Raw genomic sequence first — 20,971 nt, forward strand, 5'->3', positions numbered from 1 at the left:
ATCTAATCTTTGTTTTTTATTTAATTTTGACATAGTAAAAGCCGTAAAAGTGTCTAACTTTTACGGCTCACTTCAATGCGCTGTCTTTTAAATTGATCTATATGAAGAAAATAAATTGTTACACTTCTCAAAGAGGAAGGACTCGATCAGTCAGCTATATAATAGTCTTTTTCGGGTCAAAAGTTAAATTAATCTACTGCTTGCAGTGCTTTGAGCATATCAATATCCTTAATCTTACGATAAACAAAAAATGACAAAATCAAAGTAATAATAATTGGAATTAGAGCTGAAATCAAATAATTCGTCCAAAGCATCTTTGGGTCAAACATCATATTTAAAGGTGCCAAATTTTCAATTATAAAACTATGTAACCAATTTCCAATTATAAAGCCCACTAAAATCCCTATTATCGATAGGATTATAGTTTCACGATAGATATACATTGTTGTTTCATTATTGTAAAATCCTAGTACCTTTACGGTTGAAATTTCTCTCATTCTCTCTTCCAAATTAGCAGTAGTTAACGTAAAAATAACTACGATTGCTAAAACACTAGCAAGAGCAATCAACAAGAACATAACCTTGTTCATACTTTGAATTAAACTATCAATTATCTTTTTATTATTAATATTCAAGTTAACTGTTTGAATTGCATCTGAATCAATCAGATCGTGGGCAATTTTTTCAACTTTTTTATGAGAATGAGCATTAGTAATTATCAGTTGACTGTTAAATTGAGGCTTGTGAAGAAAATATTTTTGATAAGTTATAGAATTTATCAAAATATAATGACCCATATACATTTCACAAATTTGTCCAATTTTGAGAGTAATCGTTTTTCCATTATTTCGCTTCAACTTTATTTTATCCCCAACTTGGGCACCGAGAAGTTTAGCTAATTTTTCAGATATCACAACTTTATTATCTTTAAGCCTGATTTTTTCTTTATTTTTTCTTCCTTGAAGTCCAAAATACTGCTGCAGAGCTGTTTCATTCTTCGGAACTACTAAGGATATGTTCTGAGTTGTCTTATCAATCTTCTTGGTCAATTGCTCCAAATAAATTGATGTATGACTTTCAATATCTTTAGAATTCATTACTTTTTGGAGGTTATGTTCTGCAGTTTGAGTCAGGCCCTCTTTTTCTACAGCAATGATGTCATATTTGGTAATATCTCGATATTGTTTATCACCAATTCCCATTAAGGAATCTCTAATTCCAAAGCCCATAACTAATAATCCTGTACATCCAGCCACACCAAGAATAGTCATTAGCATCTTGATTTTATAACGAAAAATATTTCTTATTGTGACCTTATAATTAAAGCTTAGATGATTCCAGAACGGTTTGATTTTTTCAAGCCAAATATGCGAGCCATTCTTAGGAGGTTTTGGCAAAAGAAGTTCACTCGGCTTTTGTCTTAAAATAATGCCCAACTGGATTAATGCAGCACCTGTAGTTGATAGAATTGCGATTAATATTGTCAAAATGAGATAATACCACGAAAAAGTTGCTTTAAAATTAGTAAGCGTCAAATTAGATGTATAAGAATTAAAAATTATTTTAGGAAGCCACAAAAAACCACCAACTGAACCAATTAATACACCGATAAGACTTGCACTCAAGCTATAAAAAACAAACTTTATACAAGTATCGACTTTGGTATAACCTAGTGCCCTCAAGACCCCAATATTTATCCTTTGTTCATCAATAAAGCGAGCCATTGCAGTCAAACTTACTAGCGCAGCTACTGCAAACAGAAATACAGGAAAAATATTAGTGATCAACTCAATTTTTTGTGCATTTGAATGAAAGGTTTCATATCCTGTATCATTGCTACGATCTTTTACAAAATATCTGAGCGGACCAAGTTGTTTAAGTTGCTCTTTATTTTTGTCTAACTTAATTTGAGCATCTTTGAGAGTGATACCATTTGCTTGAGCTAAATTTATCTTCTCTTGAGCTTGTGAAATCTGTTTTTGTAAATCAGCATTTTTTTGCTCAACCCTTGGTTTAAAAGCCAGTGTCAAACTTTTCTTTTTGTCATTTATAAAACTTTCATATGCCTTTGAATATGGATCTATTTTTTGGGATCGGTCAAAACGAATTCGAGCTAATTGATAGTCTTGATTCTTAAAAGCTGACTTTTTGACATAGGCAATCCCATCTAATTGACCACTTCCAACATTGGTTTGACCAATATTACTTTTGTCAGTATAATCACTTGCTTTCACGAAACCAACCACCGTAAAGTGGGACCTTTTCAAAGTTTGATGATCCTTTAAAGTTATTTTTTGACCAAGATGATATTTTTTCCCTAATAAATAGCTGATTGCTATTTGATTAGAGTTATCAGGAAGATGACCTTTAACTAATTGAGTTTTTGACACTTTAGTTGGTAAATCAGAAATTCTAAGAGTTCCTTTATTTCCCACTATTTCACTATCTTGCAAATAGCCGAATTCAATCTGGGCATTAGGAGTATTCTTTTTGATTATTTGTATATCTTTTTGATCTAATCCATAATTTGAGAAGATATTAATATCAGCTAAATTTGTTTCCTCATAAAATAATCGAGCAGCCTGCTTCATATCAGGACCAGACATTTTTAGGCCAATAAAAGCAAAAGCACTAACCATCATCAAAAGCATAATTCCGATAAATCGTCCAAATGAACTACTCAGTGACTGGAGTGCATCTTTTAATAGTATTTTTTTACTCATGTCAGACACCTACCATTCAATTGTGGAGATATCAACTGGGGTATCATTGATTTTAACTTCTTTCACTTGGCCATCTTGAATTCTAATCACTTTATCAGCTAGAGCTGCTAAAGCTGCGTTATGAGTGACAATTATTACAGTCTTACCTTTTCTTCGACTTTGATTTTGGAGTATTTTTAAAACTTTTTTACCCGTTTTATAATCTAAGGCGCCGGTAGGCTCATCACATAAAAGCAAAGCTGGATTCTTGGCTAGTGCTCTAGCAATAGCAACCCGTTGTTGTTCACCACCCGATAATTGAGACGGAAAATTATTGATTCTGTCTTCTAAACCAACATCGCGTAAAACGCTCACCTCATCAGCTGAATTTTTGACCAATTCTGCTGCTAATTCCACATTTTCTTTTGCCGTTAAATTAGGGATTAAATTGTAAAACTGAAATACAAAGCCAATCTCATTACGTCGATACGTGGTGAGCTGTTTAGAAGTATAGTTAGCTATATTGTGTCCATTTATAATTATCTCTCCACTAGTTACTGACTCCATACCTCCTAAAATGTTGAGTAAAGTAGATTTCCCAGCTCCTGAAGAGCCGAGAATTATAACTAATTCTCCCTTATTAACCTCAAACGAAATATCTTTATTGGCCCAAACCGTAGTTGAACCAGTCATAAACTTTTTAGAGATATTTTTCAATTCAACAAATGCCATAATTTCACCGCTTTCTGCGAATGTAAGCCCTTTAATTAAATTATGACACATATTTATGTATAAGTTTTGAAGTTTGTAAAAAAGATATTTGTAAATTTAACTCATTAGTTTTCAACACAATTAAACACATCACAACTACAACTATTAGGAAAGTTTGTGAAATAAAAACCAAAGTTAAAGCATTGATATAATAGCATTTTATGTTTTCTTTTCACTAGCTTTTTATAACTAGTTTTATATATAATTAAGTTGAGGTTAAAGCTATGAAATAATCTGTATTTGAAGAATGAGGTACAAATTATGTCGATCTTAGCTTTTGTTCTAGCTCTACTTCCAATTGTCTGGTTGATAGTGTCATTAGGATTCCTAAAAATGCGCGCTCCTTTGGCATGTATTATTGGATTAATACTTACTATCATCTTAGCTATATTTGGCTTTAAATTATCTCCACTCAACACCTTCACTGGTACCATAGATGGAATTGCACTAGGGTTATGGCCGATTGTGTATGTAATTATTGCAGCTTTATTTACATACAATGTAACAAATAAGTCCGGTGGTATTCGCATTATTCAAGATGTCTTATCTTCTATCACAACAGATAAACGTATTTTGGTCTTGATCATTGCCTGGGGATTTGGAGGATTCTTAGAAGCGATTGCTGGTTTCGGAACTGCTGTAGCAATTCCCGCAGGAATCTTGATAGCTTTTGGCTTTGAGCCCATTAAAGCTGCAATTATCTGTTTAATTGCTAATACCACACCAACTGCTTTTGGTGCAGTCGGATTGCCCGTTATTACGCTTGCAAATGTAACACAATTACCACAAAAACCACTTTCATATACCGTTACTCTGCAGCTTCTCTTTTTGGTGATCATTATCCCTTATATTTTAGTTATTTTGACAGGAAATGGTTTTAAATCACTTAAAGGTGTAGGCTTTATTACCTTTATGGCTGGGCTTTCCTTTGCTTTACCACAAATCTTCATTGCAAAATTTATTGGTGCTGAACTTCCTGCAATCCTGGGTTCATTAATTTGTATCGGTATCACAGTTCTTCTTGCAAAATTGAAGAATAAAAAGAACATCGAAACAAAAAGTGACATCCCTCAACATTCTCCAAAAGAATTCATCAGAGCTTGTTCACCATTTATTTTAGTCTTTGTATTTGTTTTATTAGCTTCTTCTTTATTTCCACCAATCAACCACTTTTTAAATGCTTTTACTAGCAAAATTCAAATCTATACCGGCAAAAATGCTAGTCCTTTTAGTATTAACTGGCTTTCTAGCCCTGGTACATTAATACTTCTTGCCACTTTTATCGGTGGAAAAATTCAAGGATTTAACTTCAAGCAACTTTTTGAGATTTTGTTTACAACTATCAAAGGCCTTGGGAAAACTGCCATTACGGTTTGTTCAATTGTCGCATTAGCAAAAGTTATGGGTTACGCTGGAATGACTCAAGCATTAGCTACTAGCTTTGTTAAGATCATGGGACCATTTTATCCAGTAATTGCACCTTTAATCGGTGCACTGGGTACGTTCATTACTGGATCTGATACTTCAGCCAACGTTTTGTTTGGTAACTTACAACTGTCTGCTGCAAAATCACTAGGAGCAGACGTCAACTGGGTCGTTAGTTCTAACATGGTCGGAGCAACTGCAGGAAAAATGATCTCTCCACAAAGTATTGCTGTCGCATCTGCCGCAATCAATAAAGAAGGCAGTGAAAGTACGATTTTGAAACAAGCACTCAAATGGTGCGGTTTATATTTGGTAATTATTTGTATCTATCTATACGTAAGTGGTCTTTTACTACATAAGTTTTAGATGGACATATAGTTTAAAAGAGCTAGACATATTTGTGTCTAACTCTTTTTAATGTCTACGCCTTGAATTCCATTTAATTTGAAAATAAAAAAAGCAGCGTTCCAGCTGCTTTTTTGTTCCTTATGATTCGGGTGAGATTCGAACCCACGACCCACGGTTTAGAAGACCGTTGCTCTATCCAGCTGAGCTACCGAACCAGAACAGATAATATTATACGAAAGATTACCTGTTTTTGTCAAACAAAATATAAAAATTATTTACTTCGAAGAACTGATCTTAATCCCAACAATAGCAATAATTAACAAAACAACAAACAACCACGTTATCCAATTCATTTGATCATGAAATAAAAAGTTACTTACTAAGACGCTGCCAACTGCACCAATTCCCGTCCAAACTGGGTAAGCAATTCCGATTGGCAGACTCTTGCTAGCAACTATCAATCCTGCAAAACTAACAATCATCCCAACTACAGTCGCAATTGACCAGCCTATAATATGGAATCCATTACTTAATTTCATAGTGGTAGCCCAAATCACTTCAAATATTCCGGCGATAATTAAATAAATCCATGACATAATTTTTCCTCCAAAAATAAAAGAGTAGCTCAGACATTTCTTCTAAGACCTAATGAAATGTCTAACTACTCTTTTTTATTCCCCGGTGGGAATTATCTTATTAAACTAAACTACTTTACAATGTTTGCAATAGCTTCGTTGACACTGGCGCCTTCTTTTTCAACCAAGTTAACCTTAGTTTCGATCACGCGAGTATCCATCTTGATTTCACGAGTTAAACCAGGTGTATTCAACTTAGGTTCAAAGAAATCTTTGAACTGCTCTAAACGTTCTTTAGTATGGAAGATGTTGGCAGTAACAGTGACAAATGTGGCAAATTCCATGTCACCACCTACTGTATCTTCAAGCCATTGCCAGTCAGTTCTAATCCAGTTCCAAGCTTGCTCTTGACCGTAACTGTTAGCAAGAACTCCACGATACCATGCACGTAAATCTTGAGGCTTGATTACTTGAGGATCTTCAAATTTATCAACAATAGTATCAATTAAATCTGGCTGTTTTGTAAAGGTAATTGCACTGCACAAATCTTGCTTATAACTTGGATCATTCGTAGATACGTAATCATGTAATAATTGATCATGCAAAGTCATTGAGCCAAAATTACGGACTTCGTTATTAAGAACACTTCCACGAATATCGGCTGATAATTTTTCAAGATTATCTTTATTTTGCTCAAAAATATTATGCAACTGATCGATAGTTTCGGAGTTTTCACCATAAAGAGAAGCACCAATTACAAGTGGACGAAGCAAGTTATCATCGTTAGATTCGCCTTCTTTTGGCATGTAGCCTAAACGTCTTACTTGGTTTTCAGAAAGTAAGTTGTAAAGTTTACGTAAGTTCTTTTCTTGTGGTGAATCAGGTTCAACAAAGTTACGCAAGCTTGCCATAATACGATATAAAGCATTAGCAACAATTGGTGAAGTTGAATCTGCGAATTTTGGAAGCAGTGGTACGATTTCGGCATAAGAAATTTGTCCACCTTCAGCTAATAAGCGGAAATCTTGAAGTAATTGTAATTTATCAACAGCATCTAAGTCATCAATATTAGTTAAAATGTCGTCTAATAATTCTTTATCATATTTAACGATAAAGTCTGAATTATTACCAACATTCACTCTAAAAGGCTTACCGTTATTTGCACGTAAATCGGCATATTCTCCAACAACCACTTCTTGATCTTTCATAATTTTAGGAGCTGCGTCATAGTTAGCATTCAATGGAATTTGCCACTTACGTCCAACTTCTTTGCCTTCACCGATAAAGAATTGTTTTTGACTTAAGACTAATTTACCGTCTTTAACTTGAGCATTAACTACTGGATAACCAGGTTGTTCAAGCCAAGAATGCATAATTGAACCGATATCTAATCCGCTAGCATCACCTAATGCTTTCCATAAGTCATCGCCTGTAGCATTGCCATATTTATGTGCAGCAAAGTAATTCTTTAAGCCTTCACGTAATGCCTTATCACCAAGTAATGCACGTACCATAACGAGCATTCTTGATCCTTTAGCATAAACAATTGCGGAATCAAATAAAGCATCAATTTCAGCTGGATCGTTAACCATAACATGAACTGATTGAACGCCATCAGTTGCATCTCTTTGAAGTGCTGCAGGAACTTCGCTAGTTTGGAATAATTCCCAAATCTTCCAATTTGGCTCTAAGGCATCGATAGCTACATATTCCATCATATTAGCAAAACTTTCGTTAAGCCATAGATTATCCCACCACTTCATAGTTACTAAATCGCCGAACCATTGGTGAGCAAGTTCGTGAGCAATTACAGTAGCAACCAATTGCTTCATATCAAGTGAAGTGTTATCAGGATCAAGCAATAAGTATGCTTCACGATAAGTTACACAGCCCCAGTTTTCCATAGCACCTGCAGAAAAGTCAGGAAGTGCAACTTGATATGAATGTTCTAAAGGATATGGAGTTTCATAGAAGTCCTCAAAGAATTCAATTGAACGCTTTGCGATATCCAATGCAAAATCAAGTTCTTTAGGTTTGTGAGCTTTAGTAGCAAAGACACCAATTTCTACGCCAGACTTAGTCTTAGTCAATTTCTTTTGCATATCACCAAAGACAAAAGCAACTAAGTAAGAAGACATTCTGACAGTTTCTTTGAAGTAGTGAACACCATCTTCAACTTTTTCTTCTGGTTGGTTAGAAATAATTGTTTCTCCAGGTTGTTCATCAAACTTAATTGCTAATGAAAAAGTAGCCTTAGCTTCTGGCTCGTCAACACATGGGAAAGCTTGACGAGCAAAAGTAGTTTCAAATTGAGTACCAATTAATTGCTTTTTAACACCATCAACTTCGTAGTAGGATGGATAAATTCCCATCATTGAATCAGTTAATTTACCTTCAAATTCAATTTCGATGGCTACTTCACCGCTTTTAGCTGCATGAATATTAATTACTTCTTCTTTATCATTAAAATCAAAGTCAACACTTTGTCCATCAACTTTAACTGAAGTAATCTTCAAAAACTTTTGGTTGAATTTTACTAATTCTTCTTGAGCTTCACCTTGGGCGGTAACTTTACCAGAAAAAGCTTTACTTTGACGATCAATATCTAAATAAACGTCATAGTGTTCTGGATGAAAAGTTTCATAAAAACGTTTTACTTCGGTCATATACAAACCTCCTAAATTTTCTCTTTCTACTAATTATAAGTAAATAACTATCTGATGACCAGCTTTTGAATTAATTTTTGTACAAATTATCTTTTATTTAACCTTAATTCTTCTTTTATATTGTCAAAACTAGTAAAATCAAGTTGTAAGACTTTTAAAGGAGTGAAATCAATGAAATATAATCAATATGGCTATCAAGAAACTTCTTATAGCGACCAAATCAAAGAATTAGAAGAGATCAACTTTTTACCAGATAATTGGCAAGACAGCTCTACCAGTGATTTATTTGCAACATTAGTGGAAAATGCTGTCGTTGAAGCAAAAACCTACGGTGCAAAAAAAGCAAAGCTAGCTGAATTTGCGGTAGGCCCTGAAACAAATTTGGTAGATTTTTTAGCAAATAATCCTACAAAAATTCCAAATAAGGCTTTTTACAATGTGGCTTTACAACTTTTAGGCTATCATGTCGCATATGACTATGATTTAAGCGATCCATTTAAGCGGATGAAGCAAAACGCTTTACCTTATTTGGATAAAGAAGACTTTGATAAAGACGATATTGTAAAAGCTTTCTACCGCTTACTCAATACCAGAGCGAAAAATGGGCAAACTTTTGTTGATGTTATGGCTGGCAAAGGTTACTTTACCCAGTTTTATGGTAATGATAAATTCATGTACTTTAACGGAAAGTCTTTACCAACATTTGATATGACTAAGGTTATTCGTGAAGTTGTCTATGTTGAATCTGATCTTGATACTGATAACGATGGCAAACCTGATTTATTACAAGTCACTGTTTTTAGACCATTTCAATCAAATAACTTCCAATTTCCTGCCCTTTATACTGCAGATCCATACTTTGGTGGAATAATTGATAATGAATCACGTAACCACAATGTTGATGTGAACTTAGAAGATGCTACTAAAGCTACTAATCCTCAATATGAGCCATCAAATGAAATTGAAGCAGCTAAACCTTCAAGTGAAGATCAAGCTCCAACAGAAGAAGCAGTTCATAAAGCTGCTTATACATTAAATGAATATTTACTAGCCCGTGGTTTTGCAAATGTTTATTCTGGCGCAATTGGAACACGTGGAAGTGATGGCTTAAGAATTACTGGTGCACCAGAAGAAACTGAAAGTGCCAAAGAAATTATCGAATGGCTGCATGGTGATCGTATTGCTTATACTGACCGAACTCGTCAACATGAAACAAAGGCCTCTTGGTGTAACGGTAATATCGGAATGACTGGCCGTTCTTATCTAGGCACCTTGCAAATTGCAATTGCTACCACCGGCGTCAAAGGCCTTAAGACTGTTGTGTCTGAAGCGGCTATTTCATCGTGGTATGATTATTATCGTGAACATGGCCTAGTTGTTGCTCCTGAAGCTTGTCAAGGTGAAGACTTAGATATGCTAGCTGAAACCTGTCAATCCAATTTGTGGGATGCAGGCAGCTATTTGAAGATCAAGCCACAATTTGAGGCAATGCAAAAACGTCTTTTAACTAAAGCGGATCGTGAAACTGGTCAATACTCAGACTTCTGGGAAGCACGTAATTATCGTCACCATTTAGATAATGTTAAATGTTCATGGATTAGTGTTCATGGCCTGAATGACTGGAATGTAAAACCGAAGAATGTCTATAAGCTTTGGCAAAAGATTTCTCAATTGCCTATTAAGAGCCACCTCTTCTTACATCAAGGCCCTCACTACAACATGAACAACTTACTTTCAATTGATTTTACTGACTTAATGAATATGTGGTTCTGTCATGAGTTATTGGAACTTGATAACAATGCCTATAATCAATGGGCAAATGTCATGATTCAAGATAATCTAGAAGCCGACATTTGGCACCAAGAACCAACTTGGAGTGATTCATTGGGTCAAAAAGTAACTTACTTCCCACAAAATAATGGTGATCTCTTAAAAGATGGCGGCGAAGACAAGACAAATATGTCATTCACTGATGTCGGAGGAAAAGTTTTCAAAGAAGCCAAAATTTCCGAAGGTCAATGGCAATATGAATTTATTTGCGGGGAAGATAAGTGGAAAGATCAACAGCTGCGTTTTATAACTGATGAATTTATCCACCCAGTAACTATAGTTGGTCGTCCAGAAATTCAATTGCGCGTCTCATCAAGCTTACCAAAGGGACAGATTTCAGTAGCTCTTGTGGAATTAGCTGATCGCAAGCGTTTAACTCCTACTCCAAAGTTCTTCCGTGATGAAATTCAAGAGCTAGGTTATCGTTTTGGTACTCAATTCATGCAAGAATTCGTTCCTGACAAATTAACTAAAGCTAAATTAATTACAAAAGCTCACATGAACATTCAAAACCATGCTGACATGAAGCATGCTAAAGAAATTACAGCAGGTGAATTTTATGACCTCAAGTTTAAACTTCAACCAACATTCTATCGTATGCCAGTTGGCTCACGCTTAGCTTTACTGATCTATTCAACTGACCAAGCAATGACTAAACGTCCACTTGAAGAAGAAACTTACACAATTGATTTGGGCCAAACTCAATTACATTACAGCCAAATGTAAAAGATAAAAAATAAAACCACTAAGTTGACTCACCATGAGTTACTTAGTGGTTTTTTGTCTCAAAAATTGTTTTTAATTAGACAATCTTTACTTCCATTTCGACATTCTTAGCTAAAGTTTGATATACGGTTGAAACTTGCAAAACGTGGTCTAAGAACTTTTGCTGCTCTTCACCAGTCATATTGCTGTCAAATGAAACACGAATTCTCATGGCATTGACATCACTTTTACCATGACCCAGATCACGACTGAAGGCTCTTGTTTCAACTTTGAAATTTGAAACGTCTAAACTGTTATGATCAACAATCATGGCTTCAGAAATGGCGATACAAGAGTTTACAGCTCCAGCTAAATATTCTACTGGATTTGGACCAGCATCTTGTCCACCACGACCATCTGATTCACCAGCAAAAAATTCATGATCACGGGTTACATTTTTTACAGCCCAAGGTTCACCAGTATATTCAGATTTTACTAAATATTCACTCATCAAAATCACCTTTCTTCTAAATCGCTTACACCTCTAATTAAACATAAATTTGGCTGGAATACAAAAAAATCACTTCCTAAAAGTAAAATTTTAGGAAATGATTTTAAATCATTATATTAAATCATGCTGCTTTAGAAAATCATGAGCAACTTTTGCCGCAGACTCATGCTTAACTTGCACTTGATAATTCATCTCTTGCATCTGCTCAGTAGTAATTTTTCCAGCTAGCTTGTTTAAAGCTTTAACAATTTTAGGATTTTGTTTAGCAAAATTAGACTTCATCAAAGGTGCACCTTGATATGGTGGGAAAAACTTCAAATCATCATCCAGCATAACAAGTTTATATTCTCTAATTTCAGCATCAGTAGTATAACCATCAACCAAATTAACATTATTATTAGCAATTGCATGGTAGCGAATACTTGATTCAGTTGATTTAATAGAATTAAAGTCTAATTTATAAACTTTCTTCAAACCAGGATATCCATCATTGAGATTAATAAAATCAGGATCAAATGCTGCGTGCACTTTTTTATTTACTCTCTTTAAATCACTCAGTTTAGTTAAGTGATTATCTTTTGCAAATTTTGGCGTTACAGCTAGAGCATAGCCATTTTGATATGCCATTGGCTTAAGATAAGTCATTTTGTAGTGATCTTTTAAGTCTTTTCTCGCCTGCTCATAGACTTGGGTCGGATCATTACCAGTTTTTTGACCTGTTTTTACTAATGTTTGCAAAACCGTTCCTGTAAACTCTGGATAAATATCAATCTTATTTGATTCCAAAGCCTTAAATAAAAATGTAGTTCCACCAAAGTTAGGCTTAAGCTCCACTTTAGTATCAGGATCATATTTTTCAATTAAGTCTTTATATATATGAATCAAAATATCTGGTTCAGAACCCATTTTTCCAGCAATGACGACAGTTTGAGGTTCTACTTTTGTAGAAACTTTAGGAGCTAACCATTTTTGATAACCAGCAAAACCGCCCCAGGCTAATAGCACTACCGCTACAAGTGAGAGTCCGACTTTTGTTCTAGTTTTATTTTTAGCAATAAATTCTAAGAACCATGAGAAAAACAAGGCCAATAAAGCTGATAAAATCGCACCTAATAAAACTTCAGTATTATTGTTTGAATTAATACCCACATAAATGTAAGTACCTAAACCGCCACCACCAATTAAAGCGGCCAAAGTTGCTGTACCAATAATCATAACTAAGGCAATTCTAATTCCTGACAAAATCATTGGCATAGCTAATGGCAATTCTAATCTTTGAAACTTTTTCCACTTGGTCAGACCAAATGCATTAGCTGCTTCTCGTAAATTCGGTGGAATACTCGTTAAGCCAGAATAGGTATTTTGAAAAATTGGCATTATTGCATATAAGACCAACGCAATAATTGCTGGGGTTGTTCCAATGCCTACAAACGGTAATAGCAGCCCCAAAATGGCCAAACTTGGAATTGTTTGAACAACTCCTGCAACTTGCAAGGTGAATTCCGCCATCTTTTTGTGATCCTTTAACAAAAAGGCTAACGGTATTGCAATAACCATTGCGATCAATAACGAGATCAATGAAATTTTAATATGAACTAAAGTGGTCTCCCAAACTTGGGTATGGTTATTTAAGAGCATCTGCCAGACCGAATTAAGCATTGTCAGCCACCTTCTTTAGGAGAAATTTCCAAACTCTTTTTGGCTCAATCAAAAAATCACCAAAGTTAGTTTGAGCAATAAATAAAGATTCTGGATGGTCAGCACATCCTTTAACTAGATCCTTAATCGTATCAACGTGATAATGTGGTAAGGTCTCTGTCTTAGGATAAAACTTAGGATCAACCCCGAGTTCGCTCTTAAGTAGACTTTCCAAATCGAGCTTTTGATTTACACGACTGTCTGCAAAAAAGTTTTTTACAAAATCCGTTGCTGGATGCTGCAGAATTTCACGCGGCATCCCCACCTGCTCTAAATTTCCTTGATGCACTACAGCGATCTTATTTCCCATGCGAATAGCTTCTTGCATATCATGAGTAACAAACATGATCGTCTTTTTAAACTGCTTTTGCAAATTTAAAACCAAATCTTGCAGCTGCTTTCTAACAATGGGATCGAGTGCAGAAAATGGTTCATCCATTAAAACAATTTCAGGGCCTCCCACTAAGGCTCTGGCAATCCCCACTCTTTGGGCTTCACCACCAGATAATTCAGACGGAAAACGATTTAAATAGAGTTTAGGATCAAGATCTACTCCTTTTAAAACTATTTGCTGACGATGTAAACGTTCTTTTTTAGAAATGTCATGGCGCTGTTCAAGCGCTACAGTGATATTTTCGCCAACGGTCAAATTTGGAAAAAGAGACGCCGATTGAAGGACATAACCAGTGTTTTCACGTAAACTACGCAAATTATAGTCTTTTACGTTTTTTCCTTTAAATAATATCTCGCCACTAGATGGTTCAATTAAACGGTTGAACATTTTTAAAAGTGTAGTCTTACCGCTTCCACTTGGGCCGACTAATACAAAAATTTCGCCCTTTTTGATATTGAAGGAGATATTATCTAAAACTGTTGTATCTTTATAGTGTTTTTCAACGTTGTGATACTCAATATAATTTTCCATTTCCTTTAACCTTATAAATAAACTGATCTTTTCTATTTTCTCATATTATTGTATGTAGCAAAAGCTCGTTTACTTATTTTCATCGATATATTTTTGAAGTACTTTAAAGACGCCACTTTCTGTATTTTTAGGAGCTATAAAACGAGCCACTTCTTTGACCTCATCCATTGCGTTTTCCATGGCATAAGAATACTTAGCTAGTTTTAGCATCGGAATATCATTTCCACCATCACCAAAAGCAATTAAATCCTCGGAAGTTAAACCAAACTTATTAAGTAGTTCTTTCAACCCACTAGCTTTACTTACTCCATATGCATTAATGTCAACAGCAAAATCAGCCGAGCCAAAGGCAGAAATCACCTCACTATGTTCATTATTAAACCCTGTTTCAATTGCATGAGCTTCTTTTCCACTACAATTAAAAGTAATTTCAACGTAATCTTGTTCAGGTAAATCCTCCCAGCGAGCAACTTCAGAAGTGACATGGGCAAAATATGATAAAAATGCTTTATCTTCTTTAGGATCTGTTTCTACTAAATAAGCACGCGTAGGTCCATATACCATCGTAGTAACGTGACTATAACGACTAGTTACATAATCGATCAATTCTAAAACCAGTTTTTTACTCATGCCAGTAATCCCAACTTGCTTACCTTTGGCAATTAAACGAGCACCATTTACAGATACAAAATCAATTCGATCAGTGAATCCCTTAAAGTCTTCTTTCAGGCGAGCATATGGTCGACCAGAAGCTACTATAAACTGAACATTTTGTTTTTCTAATTCTGTTAAAATTTGGTCAAACTTTTCTGCATCATATTGATGTTTATCATCAAGAAAAGTTCCATCCATATCAACAGCAACAGCTTTAAAAGGTAAAGTCATAATTTTTCTCCTTAAATATCTTAATGTTTACTAATAGCAGAATTTAATTTACGACGGAAAATAAAATAAATAATCAAAATAAATGGCACAATAGCTAATAATACTGGAAAGAAATAAAATTCAGGAATCGTCTGTGCAACAACTCCTCCGATCATTGGCGCAGATGCCATCCCAATATCTAAACCTAGATAAAAGGTTGAACTAGCTAACCCTTGTTCGCTAATTGGAGCTAATAATAAGGCCGTTGACTGGTTTACTGAATAAATTACTCCGTAGCCAAAAGCTAATGAAATAGCAGATAAAATCATCATCCAGTTATTATTCATAAAAGCTGCTGAAATCAAGAAGATAATTGTTGTTACTAAGCTCAGCCAGAACCATATACCATATTTAATAGTATCAAAATATTTTTTTAGCCCTACTCTGATTAAAAGAAGTGCAACTGCATAAATTACAAAAAAATAACCGACAGCAACTGGCAGATGACGTTTAGTTACATAAACAACGATATCTGCTTGAGCAGCAAAGTATGGTATCGCAAACAACATGGTAAGTAGAGCGATTGGAATAGCATCTTTTTGAATAATCTTTATCTTGTGCTTTTTGAGATCTTCTTTAGAAAAGCTAGGTTTGGCGCGGTTAGCAACGAATTGGATACTAATAATCATCAAGACCGCAGCTATTGAAGCTAAAGCAAGCGACCAGCGATAACCAATTACTTTATATAAATTAATTGCCAAGGCCGGAGCTAGCGCCATAGCTAACGCATTCATTAATCCATAAAACCCCATCGCTTCTCCAACATGAGAACGAGGCACTAAAAAAGCAAGCCAAGTCGTCATACAAACCGTAGCTAAAACAAAACCGGTACCGTTAATCAAGCGAAAAATTAAAAGTGCAGTTGGAGAAGTAGAAAAACAATAACCAGTTACTCCAATAAAAATTAATATTCCCCCAATGAATGAAAGCTTATATTTAGAAAAACGGTCCGTTAGATTGCCCGCAACCGGCCTCAAAAACATGGAAACAACACTCATCATCCCCGTGATAATTCCAGCGTAAACCGAGCTTGCTCCTAAGCTCAAAGCATAGCCATTAATCAGCGGCGTGACAAACATCACAGAAAACATGAAGAAAAACGAGGCGGCCATCACTAAAATGACGTCTTTGCTATAAATTGATTTACTCTTTGCCAAAGCTAGCCCTCCCTTATAGGTAACACCTTACTTTAACATAGTTAGTTTTTATTTTGTATGCTTAAACGTAAAAAAGAGCACAGTTAATCTGTACTCTTTCTATACTATAATCTCAAAATTAACGAATCCAAGAAACGTATTCCATAGGAACCCATTGCATTTGAGTTCCTAAACGAACCAACTCCCGTCCGTTAACATTCTTTTTGGCATATACTCTCCAATTACTATTAGTTGAAATGTATTTACCTGTCATCTTGCCATTAGCATCAAGTAAAGCGACCTTCCAATTGCGGTTGTTGTTGATTACAGGAAGATGTGCAACCCCTGATACTGGAGTTTCAGCACTAGTTGAAATACTTCCAACATATTCTGCAGGGATCCATTGGTCTTCATTACCAATTCTGTAATAAGTTTGGCCGTTAATATTCTTCTTAGCAAAGACTTTCCAACTTGAGTTAGTTGCAATAAATTCGCCAGTAACATGTCCTTTGCTATCACGTAATGCAACTTTCCAATTAGTGAAAGTCTTGATCACAGGAACATAAAGTACGCCTTCCATTGGAACTTCTGGTTCTTGCTTTTCTTGAGAAATATCAGAAACATATTTAGCTAAGATCCATTGCTTGTCTGTACCTAAGCGATAGAAGGTTTGACCGTCAATAGACTTCTTAGCAAATACCTTCCAGTTGCTGTTAGTAGGGATGTATTCACCTGTTGCATGTCCTTGACCATCAAAGAGTTCAACTTCTGCAGCTGGCATATTTGCTGGCGTTGGAACATGTGCAACACCAGTTAAGGCTTGTTCTGGCTCAACATTAGTAGTTGAAATTGGAGCTTCATCAAGAGCTGCCTTAGCATCTTTAAATGCTTTATGTGCCTTAGCAAAGTCAGCTTGATCCTTCTTTAAGTAATCATTAGTTTTAGCATTAGCTTTTTGTAAATCATTCAAAGAAGCAAGCACATCGTTAACTGCCTTTAGTGGATTAGAAGCAATTAATTTATTTGCTTGAGAAATGTCACTTTCTAATTCTACAGCTGCAGGTTGATTATCCTTCAAAGTCTTATCAACTGTTTGGACTTGAGCATTATAAGAGTTAGCGGTCTTTTCTACTTCATCGTTAATACCCTTAGCTAAGTCCATAGCCTTAAGTTTTTCATCATTAGTCTTAGCGTCGTCCAATGCTTTTCTAGCTTGAAGTAACTTGTCAGATGCTTTACTTAAAGTGGTCCTTGCATCATTCAAAGTCTGGCTTGCATTATCAGAAGCTTTTTGAAGATCGTTTACTTTACTTAATTTAGCCTTAGCTTGTGCAATTGCAGCCTTAGTTGAAGCAACCAAATTCTTAGCTTTATTAGCAGTTGCAGTTAATTGAGCTAATTGAGATTGGTAATTGTTAAGACCTGCTTGAGCTTTCTTCAATGCAGCTTGTACGTCGCTATTTTCCTTAGCTAAGCTTGGATCAACATTCTTATTATCATTTGCAGCTTGAACAGCAGCTTTTGCATATTCAGATTTAGCTGCCTCATATGCTTTTTGAACATCTGCAATTTGCTTTTCAGTAGTTGCTAAAACTGCATTAGCTTTTTCATTAGTACTTTCAAGATCAGCTAATTTATTTTGAAGAACAGTAGCATTTGCGACATCTGAGTTAAGCTTGTTAGCTTTTGCTTGACTTGCGTTGATAGATTGACCCAAACCGCCGACTAATGTTTGATTGTCACTTATAGCAACTTGGCTACGTACAACTTTTCTGTCGACCAACTTATCATAAGCTTTGTTATATGCATCTTGAGCTTTTTGTAAGTCTTGAGTGGCTTGAGAGACTTTAGCAGCTGCGGCATCTTTATTATTCTTAAGTTCGTTAAGTTTAGTTTGAGCTTTAGCTAAAGTATCATGGGCTTGGTCAAAATCAGCTTGTGCTTGTTGTTGATTTTTATTAGCCTGTGCTAATTTCTTTGGTGCGTTTTGTAAGGTCACAAGGTAGACATTAGCAGTATTTAAGTCTTCTTGGGCTTGCTTAAGAGCAGCTTGCTTTGTTTGAATATCCTTATTCAAGTCAACTTGGGCTTGCTTGGCATCAGTAAGGCTAGTTTGAGCAGCGTTTAAATTACTTTTGGCTTCTTTTACAGCTTGATCTGCACTTGCTTGAGTTGCCTTTGCATCGTCTAGAGCTTTGGCTTTGGTTTGATATTGAGCATATAAAGCATCGTATTTCTTTTGCTTTTCATTTTGCACAACTTGATCTGCTAATAATGTCTTTTTAGCATTTTGCATATTTACAGTCGCTATTTGAAGTGCTTGCTTAGCTTGAGATTGAGCTTTCTTGGCAGCTTCTAAGTTAGCTTGTGCATCTTGTACTGCTTGCTTTGCACTATCTAATGCAGCTTTTGCTTCATCTGCATCAGCTCGTTTTGTAGCTGCATCTTGCTTTAATTTATTATATTCTTGCTGTGCTTTATTTAATGCAGTCTTAGCATCAGATAATTGATCGACATAAGATGGGATTATCTCTGTACTAAATGAAGAGTTCTCATTAATATCTTGTGGAGAAATAATATATTCATGAATGCAGTATTGACCTTCTCCGGAAGTCACATTACTTGGAATAGCCGAAACATAACGTTTTCCTTGTGTTAATTTTTCTATTTTATCTTTAGTATTTGCTATATCAGCTGCTAGCTTTTCAAGCATCTCTTGGCGCGAAACCTCAGTGAAGCCTAATTTTGACATATTTGCAATTCTTTGTTGTGAAGATTCTCCCCTCATAGCTTTTTTTATACTATTATTAAATTGAATACTACCAGTAGAAGGACTAATAAAGTATCGATCATCATCATAGTAGATAGATCCAGATCTATCTGTATGCCATCTATAGCCCTTAGTTTGATTATTAAGAATACCTTTTTGGTGTTTTAGGTAGATATCATTTAACTCATTTAAAGATTTGATAGCATAAACATTTTCTGAAACAACTTCTCCCTTATTATTGACAGTCATACCTATCACTCCACGTGCATGACCCATTTCATATGTTCCAGGTTCATCCACTTTAGTGGGATCATCAAAACCATTACCATCTGGGATTATCATCTCTAATAAAGATTCATAAATATCTCTCTTTAAATCATCCATAGTCTCAGTAGGCTGATGTGCTTCTCCCCACCAAGTTCTTTCTTCGTAAGGTTGACTAGTATCTCTATCACTAGTCTCATTTGAATAGAGTCCCATCTCTTTTGCGACATCATTTATAGCTTTACCATAGTGCCAATGACCAGTCCATTGATCATCAATGTGTCTCTTAACTACAGCTCTAGCAAATGTTAAAGATCCCTTAGTAACTTCATCAACTGGCCAGCCAAAATATGCCCGTGCTTTTCCCATCAAATCAGCAGCAAATAAAGAAACTTCTTCCAATTGTTCGTCTGTCAAATTATTAACATCAACCATAATTTTCTTATCTGAATCAGTTGAAATGAATTTGTTTTTCTTTAGAGCGTCTTTAAAGTAGTCTATATCGGCTTGAGTAGCAGTATGATTAATCTCATAGTTTTTGAATGCTTGTTTGTATTTATCTAAATCAGGAATGACAATTGTATTTTTTGTCATATCCTGTAAATATTTAATTTTATCTGCTATTTTATTTACTTCATTTTGTTGTACCTCAGCTTTATTAGCTGCCTGATCACTGATTTGTTTATTAGTATCAAATTTTGTTTGTGCGATAGATTCTTGAGTACTTGCAGTATCTCGAGATTGCTGAGACTCTTTTAAATTGTTGTTAGCATTATTATAATTATCTGTCTTAGAATCAAATTCAGATTTTTTATTATTAAAATCAGTAATATCTTTATTAACTATTTCACGTATTGAGTGTAATTGGTCCTGACTTTGCTCTACTCCAGTATTTTTTAATGCATCTTCAGCAGTCTTCACATCTTGGTCTGCTTGAACTTTATCAGCTTGTTTTCGTTCCACTGCTAATTTCTTAGCGTTAACATCTTTATTTGCATTGTCAATAGCCTTTTGTGCAACTGAAGTCTGTGCTTGTGCATTTATAAGATCATTTTGTTTGGAATTAACAGTATTGGTTTTATCTGTTATATCTTTTTGTGCATTTTCAATTGCACCTGGTTTATTAGCTTGATCAGCTAATTTTTGTGCATCTTTTTGCTCAGCATTTGCCTTATCTAATGTTGACTTTTTGACTTGCTCTTGTTGTTGAGCAGCACTTGTTTGCGTATTTTGTGCTTCATAATCTTGATTAGCTTTAGTTGCTTGTTTTTTAGCATTTTCTAAAGCATCTTGAGCAAGATCACGATTAGTTTTAGCAGTATCGACATTTTGTTGAGCAGTCTTTACATCTGCCTCAGCACTGTCTTTTGCACTGCTAACTGTGGCAATAAGTGCGGATGAATCGTCATCTTCTGCGGCTTGAACTTTATTAGCATTGTTCATTGATACAAATGAAAGTCCAATAAGCACACTGGCTACTCCGACAGTCAATTTTCTGATTGAGAATCTTTGCAACTTTTTATCAAACATATAACATACCCCTTATTTAATCATTAAGATTTTGTTACCTATTTGGTATATCACGAATTTTTTCAACCGTCTCAAAATCTGCAGATTTACCATTTTTATTTTGAAAAAAATTATTATTTACCATTTTATGTGGCAAATATGCAGAATCTAAGATTTCAGTTTTTTCTTATCATATAATAAAAAATATTAAA

General features: G+C 35.0%; 12 protein-coding genes and 1 tRNA gene. 2 read left to right on the forward strand and 11 right to left on the reverse strand.

Annotated elements, in window-relative coordinates:
- Window positions 1-188 precede the first annotated feature (188 nt).
- Both Q0Y70_RS06065 and Q0Y70_RS06070 read right to left on the reverse strand, forming a co-directional pair.
- Window positions 189-2,723 carry an ABC transporter permease gene (locus Q0Y70_RS06065; RefSeq protein ID WP_297818221.1) on the reverse strand — a complete coding sequence of 845 codons (2,535 nt, stop codon included), beginning with the start codon at window positions 2,721-2,723 and terminating at the stop codon, window positions 189-191.
- A gap of 9 nt (window positions 2,724-2,732) precedes the next feature.
- Complete coding sequence (locus Q0Y70_RS06070) at window positions 2,733-3,434, reverse strand: ABC transporter ATP-binding protein (protein ID WP_297818226.1); 702 nt, start codon at window positions 3,432-3,434, stop codon at window positions 2,733-2,735.
- A gap of 300 nt (window positions 3,435-3,734) precedes the next feature.
- Between Q0Y70_RS06070 and Q0Y70_RS06075 the strand changes: the two genes are divergently transcribed.
- The gene (locus Q0Y70_RS06075; RefSeq protein WP_297818230.1) at window positions 3,735-5,264 is read left to right on the forward strand and encodes an L-lactate permease; all 1,530 of its coding nucleotides are present in this window, start codon (window positions 3,735-3,737) and stop codon (window positions 5,262-5,264) included.
- Window positions 5,265-5,387: 123 nt separating this feature from the next.
- Here the strand turns inward: Q0Y70_RS06075 and Q0Y70_RS06080 are convergent.
- The 3 genes from Q0Y70_RS06080 to Q0Y70_RS06090 form a co-directional block, all read right to left on the reverse strand.
- Window positions 5,388-5,461: transfer RNA gene (locus Q0Y70_RS06080), tRNA-Arg, on the reverse strand.
- A gap of 60 nt (window positions 5,462-5,521) precedes the next feature.
- Window positions 5,522-5,842, reverse strand: coding sequence for a multidrug efflux SMR transporter (locus tag Q0Y70_RS06085; protein WP_297818233.1), 321 nt, complete (start codon window positions 5,840-5,842; stop codon window positions 5,522-5,524).
- A gap of 110 nt (window positions 5,843-5,952) precedes the next feature.
- A complete protein-coding gene (locus tag Q0Y70_RS06090; protein WP_297818236.1) occupies window positions 5,953-8,487 on the reverse strand; it encodes a M1 family metallopeptidase in 2,535 nt (844 codons plus the stop codon).
- 171 nt (window positions 8,488-8,658) lie between these two features.
- Here Q0Y70_RS06090 and Q0Y70_RS06095 point away from each other — a divergent pair, with 171 nt between their 5' ends.
- The gene (locus Q0Y70_RS06095) at window positions 8,659-11,043 is read left to right on the forward strand and encodes a Xaa-Pro dipeptidyl-peptidase (RefSeq protein ID WP_297818240.1); all 2,385 of its coding nucleotides are present in this window, start codon (window positions 8,659-8,661) and stop codon (window positions 11,041-11,043) included.
- Between the two features lie 76 nt (window positions 11,044-11,119).
- On the opposite strand, the gene Q0Y70_RS06100 is transcribed toward Q0Y70_RS06095, so the two are convergent.
- From Q0Y70_RS06100 to Q0Y70_RS06125, 6 genes are all read right to left on the reverse strand, one after another.
- Window positions 11,120-11,533, reverse strand: coding sequence for an OsmC family protein (locus Q0Y70_RS06100; protein ID WP_297818243.1), 414 nt, complete (start codon window positions 11,531-11,533; stop codon window positions 11,120-11,122).
- 111 nt (window positions 11,534-11,644) lie between these two features.
- Window positions 11,645-13,192: an ABC transporter permease/substrate-binding protein gene (locus Q0Y70_RS06105; RefSeq protein WP_297818246.1), complete on the reverse strand. Its 1,548-nt coding sequence runs from the start codon at window positions 13,190-13,192 to the stop codon at window positions 11,645-11,647.
- Window positions 13,185-14,156, reverse strand: a complete 972-nt coding sequence (locus Q0Y70_RS06110) for an ABC transporter ATP-binding protein (protein ID WP_297818254.1) — start codon at window positions 14,154-14,156, stop codon at window positions 13,185-13,187. Before Q0Y70_RS06110 ends, Q0Y70_RS06105 begins: the two co-directional genes overlap by 8 nt.
- A 69-nt stretch (window positions 14,157-14,225) precedes the next feature.
- Complete coding sequence (locus tag Q0Y70_RS06115; RefSeq protein WP_297818258.1) at window positions 14,226-15,041, reverse strand: Cof-type HAD-IIB family hydrolase; 816 nt, start codon at window positions 15,039-15,041, stop codon at window positions 14,226-14,228.
- Window positions 15,042-15,061: 20 nt separating this feature from the next.
- The gene (locus tag Q0Y70_RS06120) at window positions 15,062-16,237 is read right to left on the reverse strand and encodes an MFS transporter (protein WP_297818261.1); all 1,176 of its coding nucleotides are present in this window, start codon (window positions 16,235-16,237) and stop codon (window positions 15,062-15,064) included.
- Window positions 16,238-16,355: 118 nt separating this feature from the next.
- Window positions 16,356-20,780 carry an SEC10/PgrA surface exclusion domain-containing protein gene (locus Q0Y70_RS06125; RefSeq protein ID WP_297818264.1) on the reverse strand — a complete coding sequence of 1,475 codons (4,425 nt, stop codon included), beginning with the start codon at window positions 20,778-20,780 and terminating at the stop codon, window positions 16,356-16,358.
- Window positions 20,781-20,971 lie beyond the last annotated feature (191 nt).

The sequence above is a fragment of the uncultured Lactobacillus sp. genome, assembly GCF_947367085.1.
Classification (GTDB): Bacteria; Bacillota; Bacilli; order Lactobacillales; family Lactobacillaceae; genus Lactobacillus.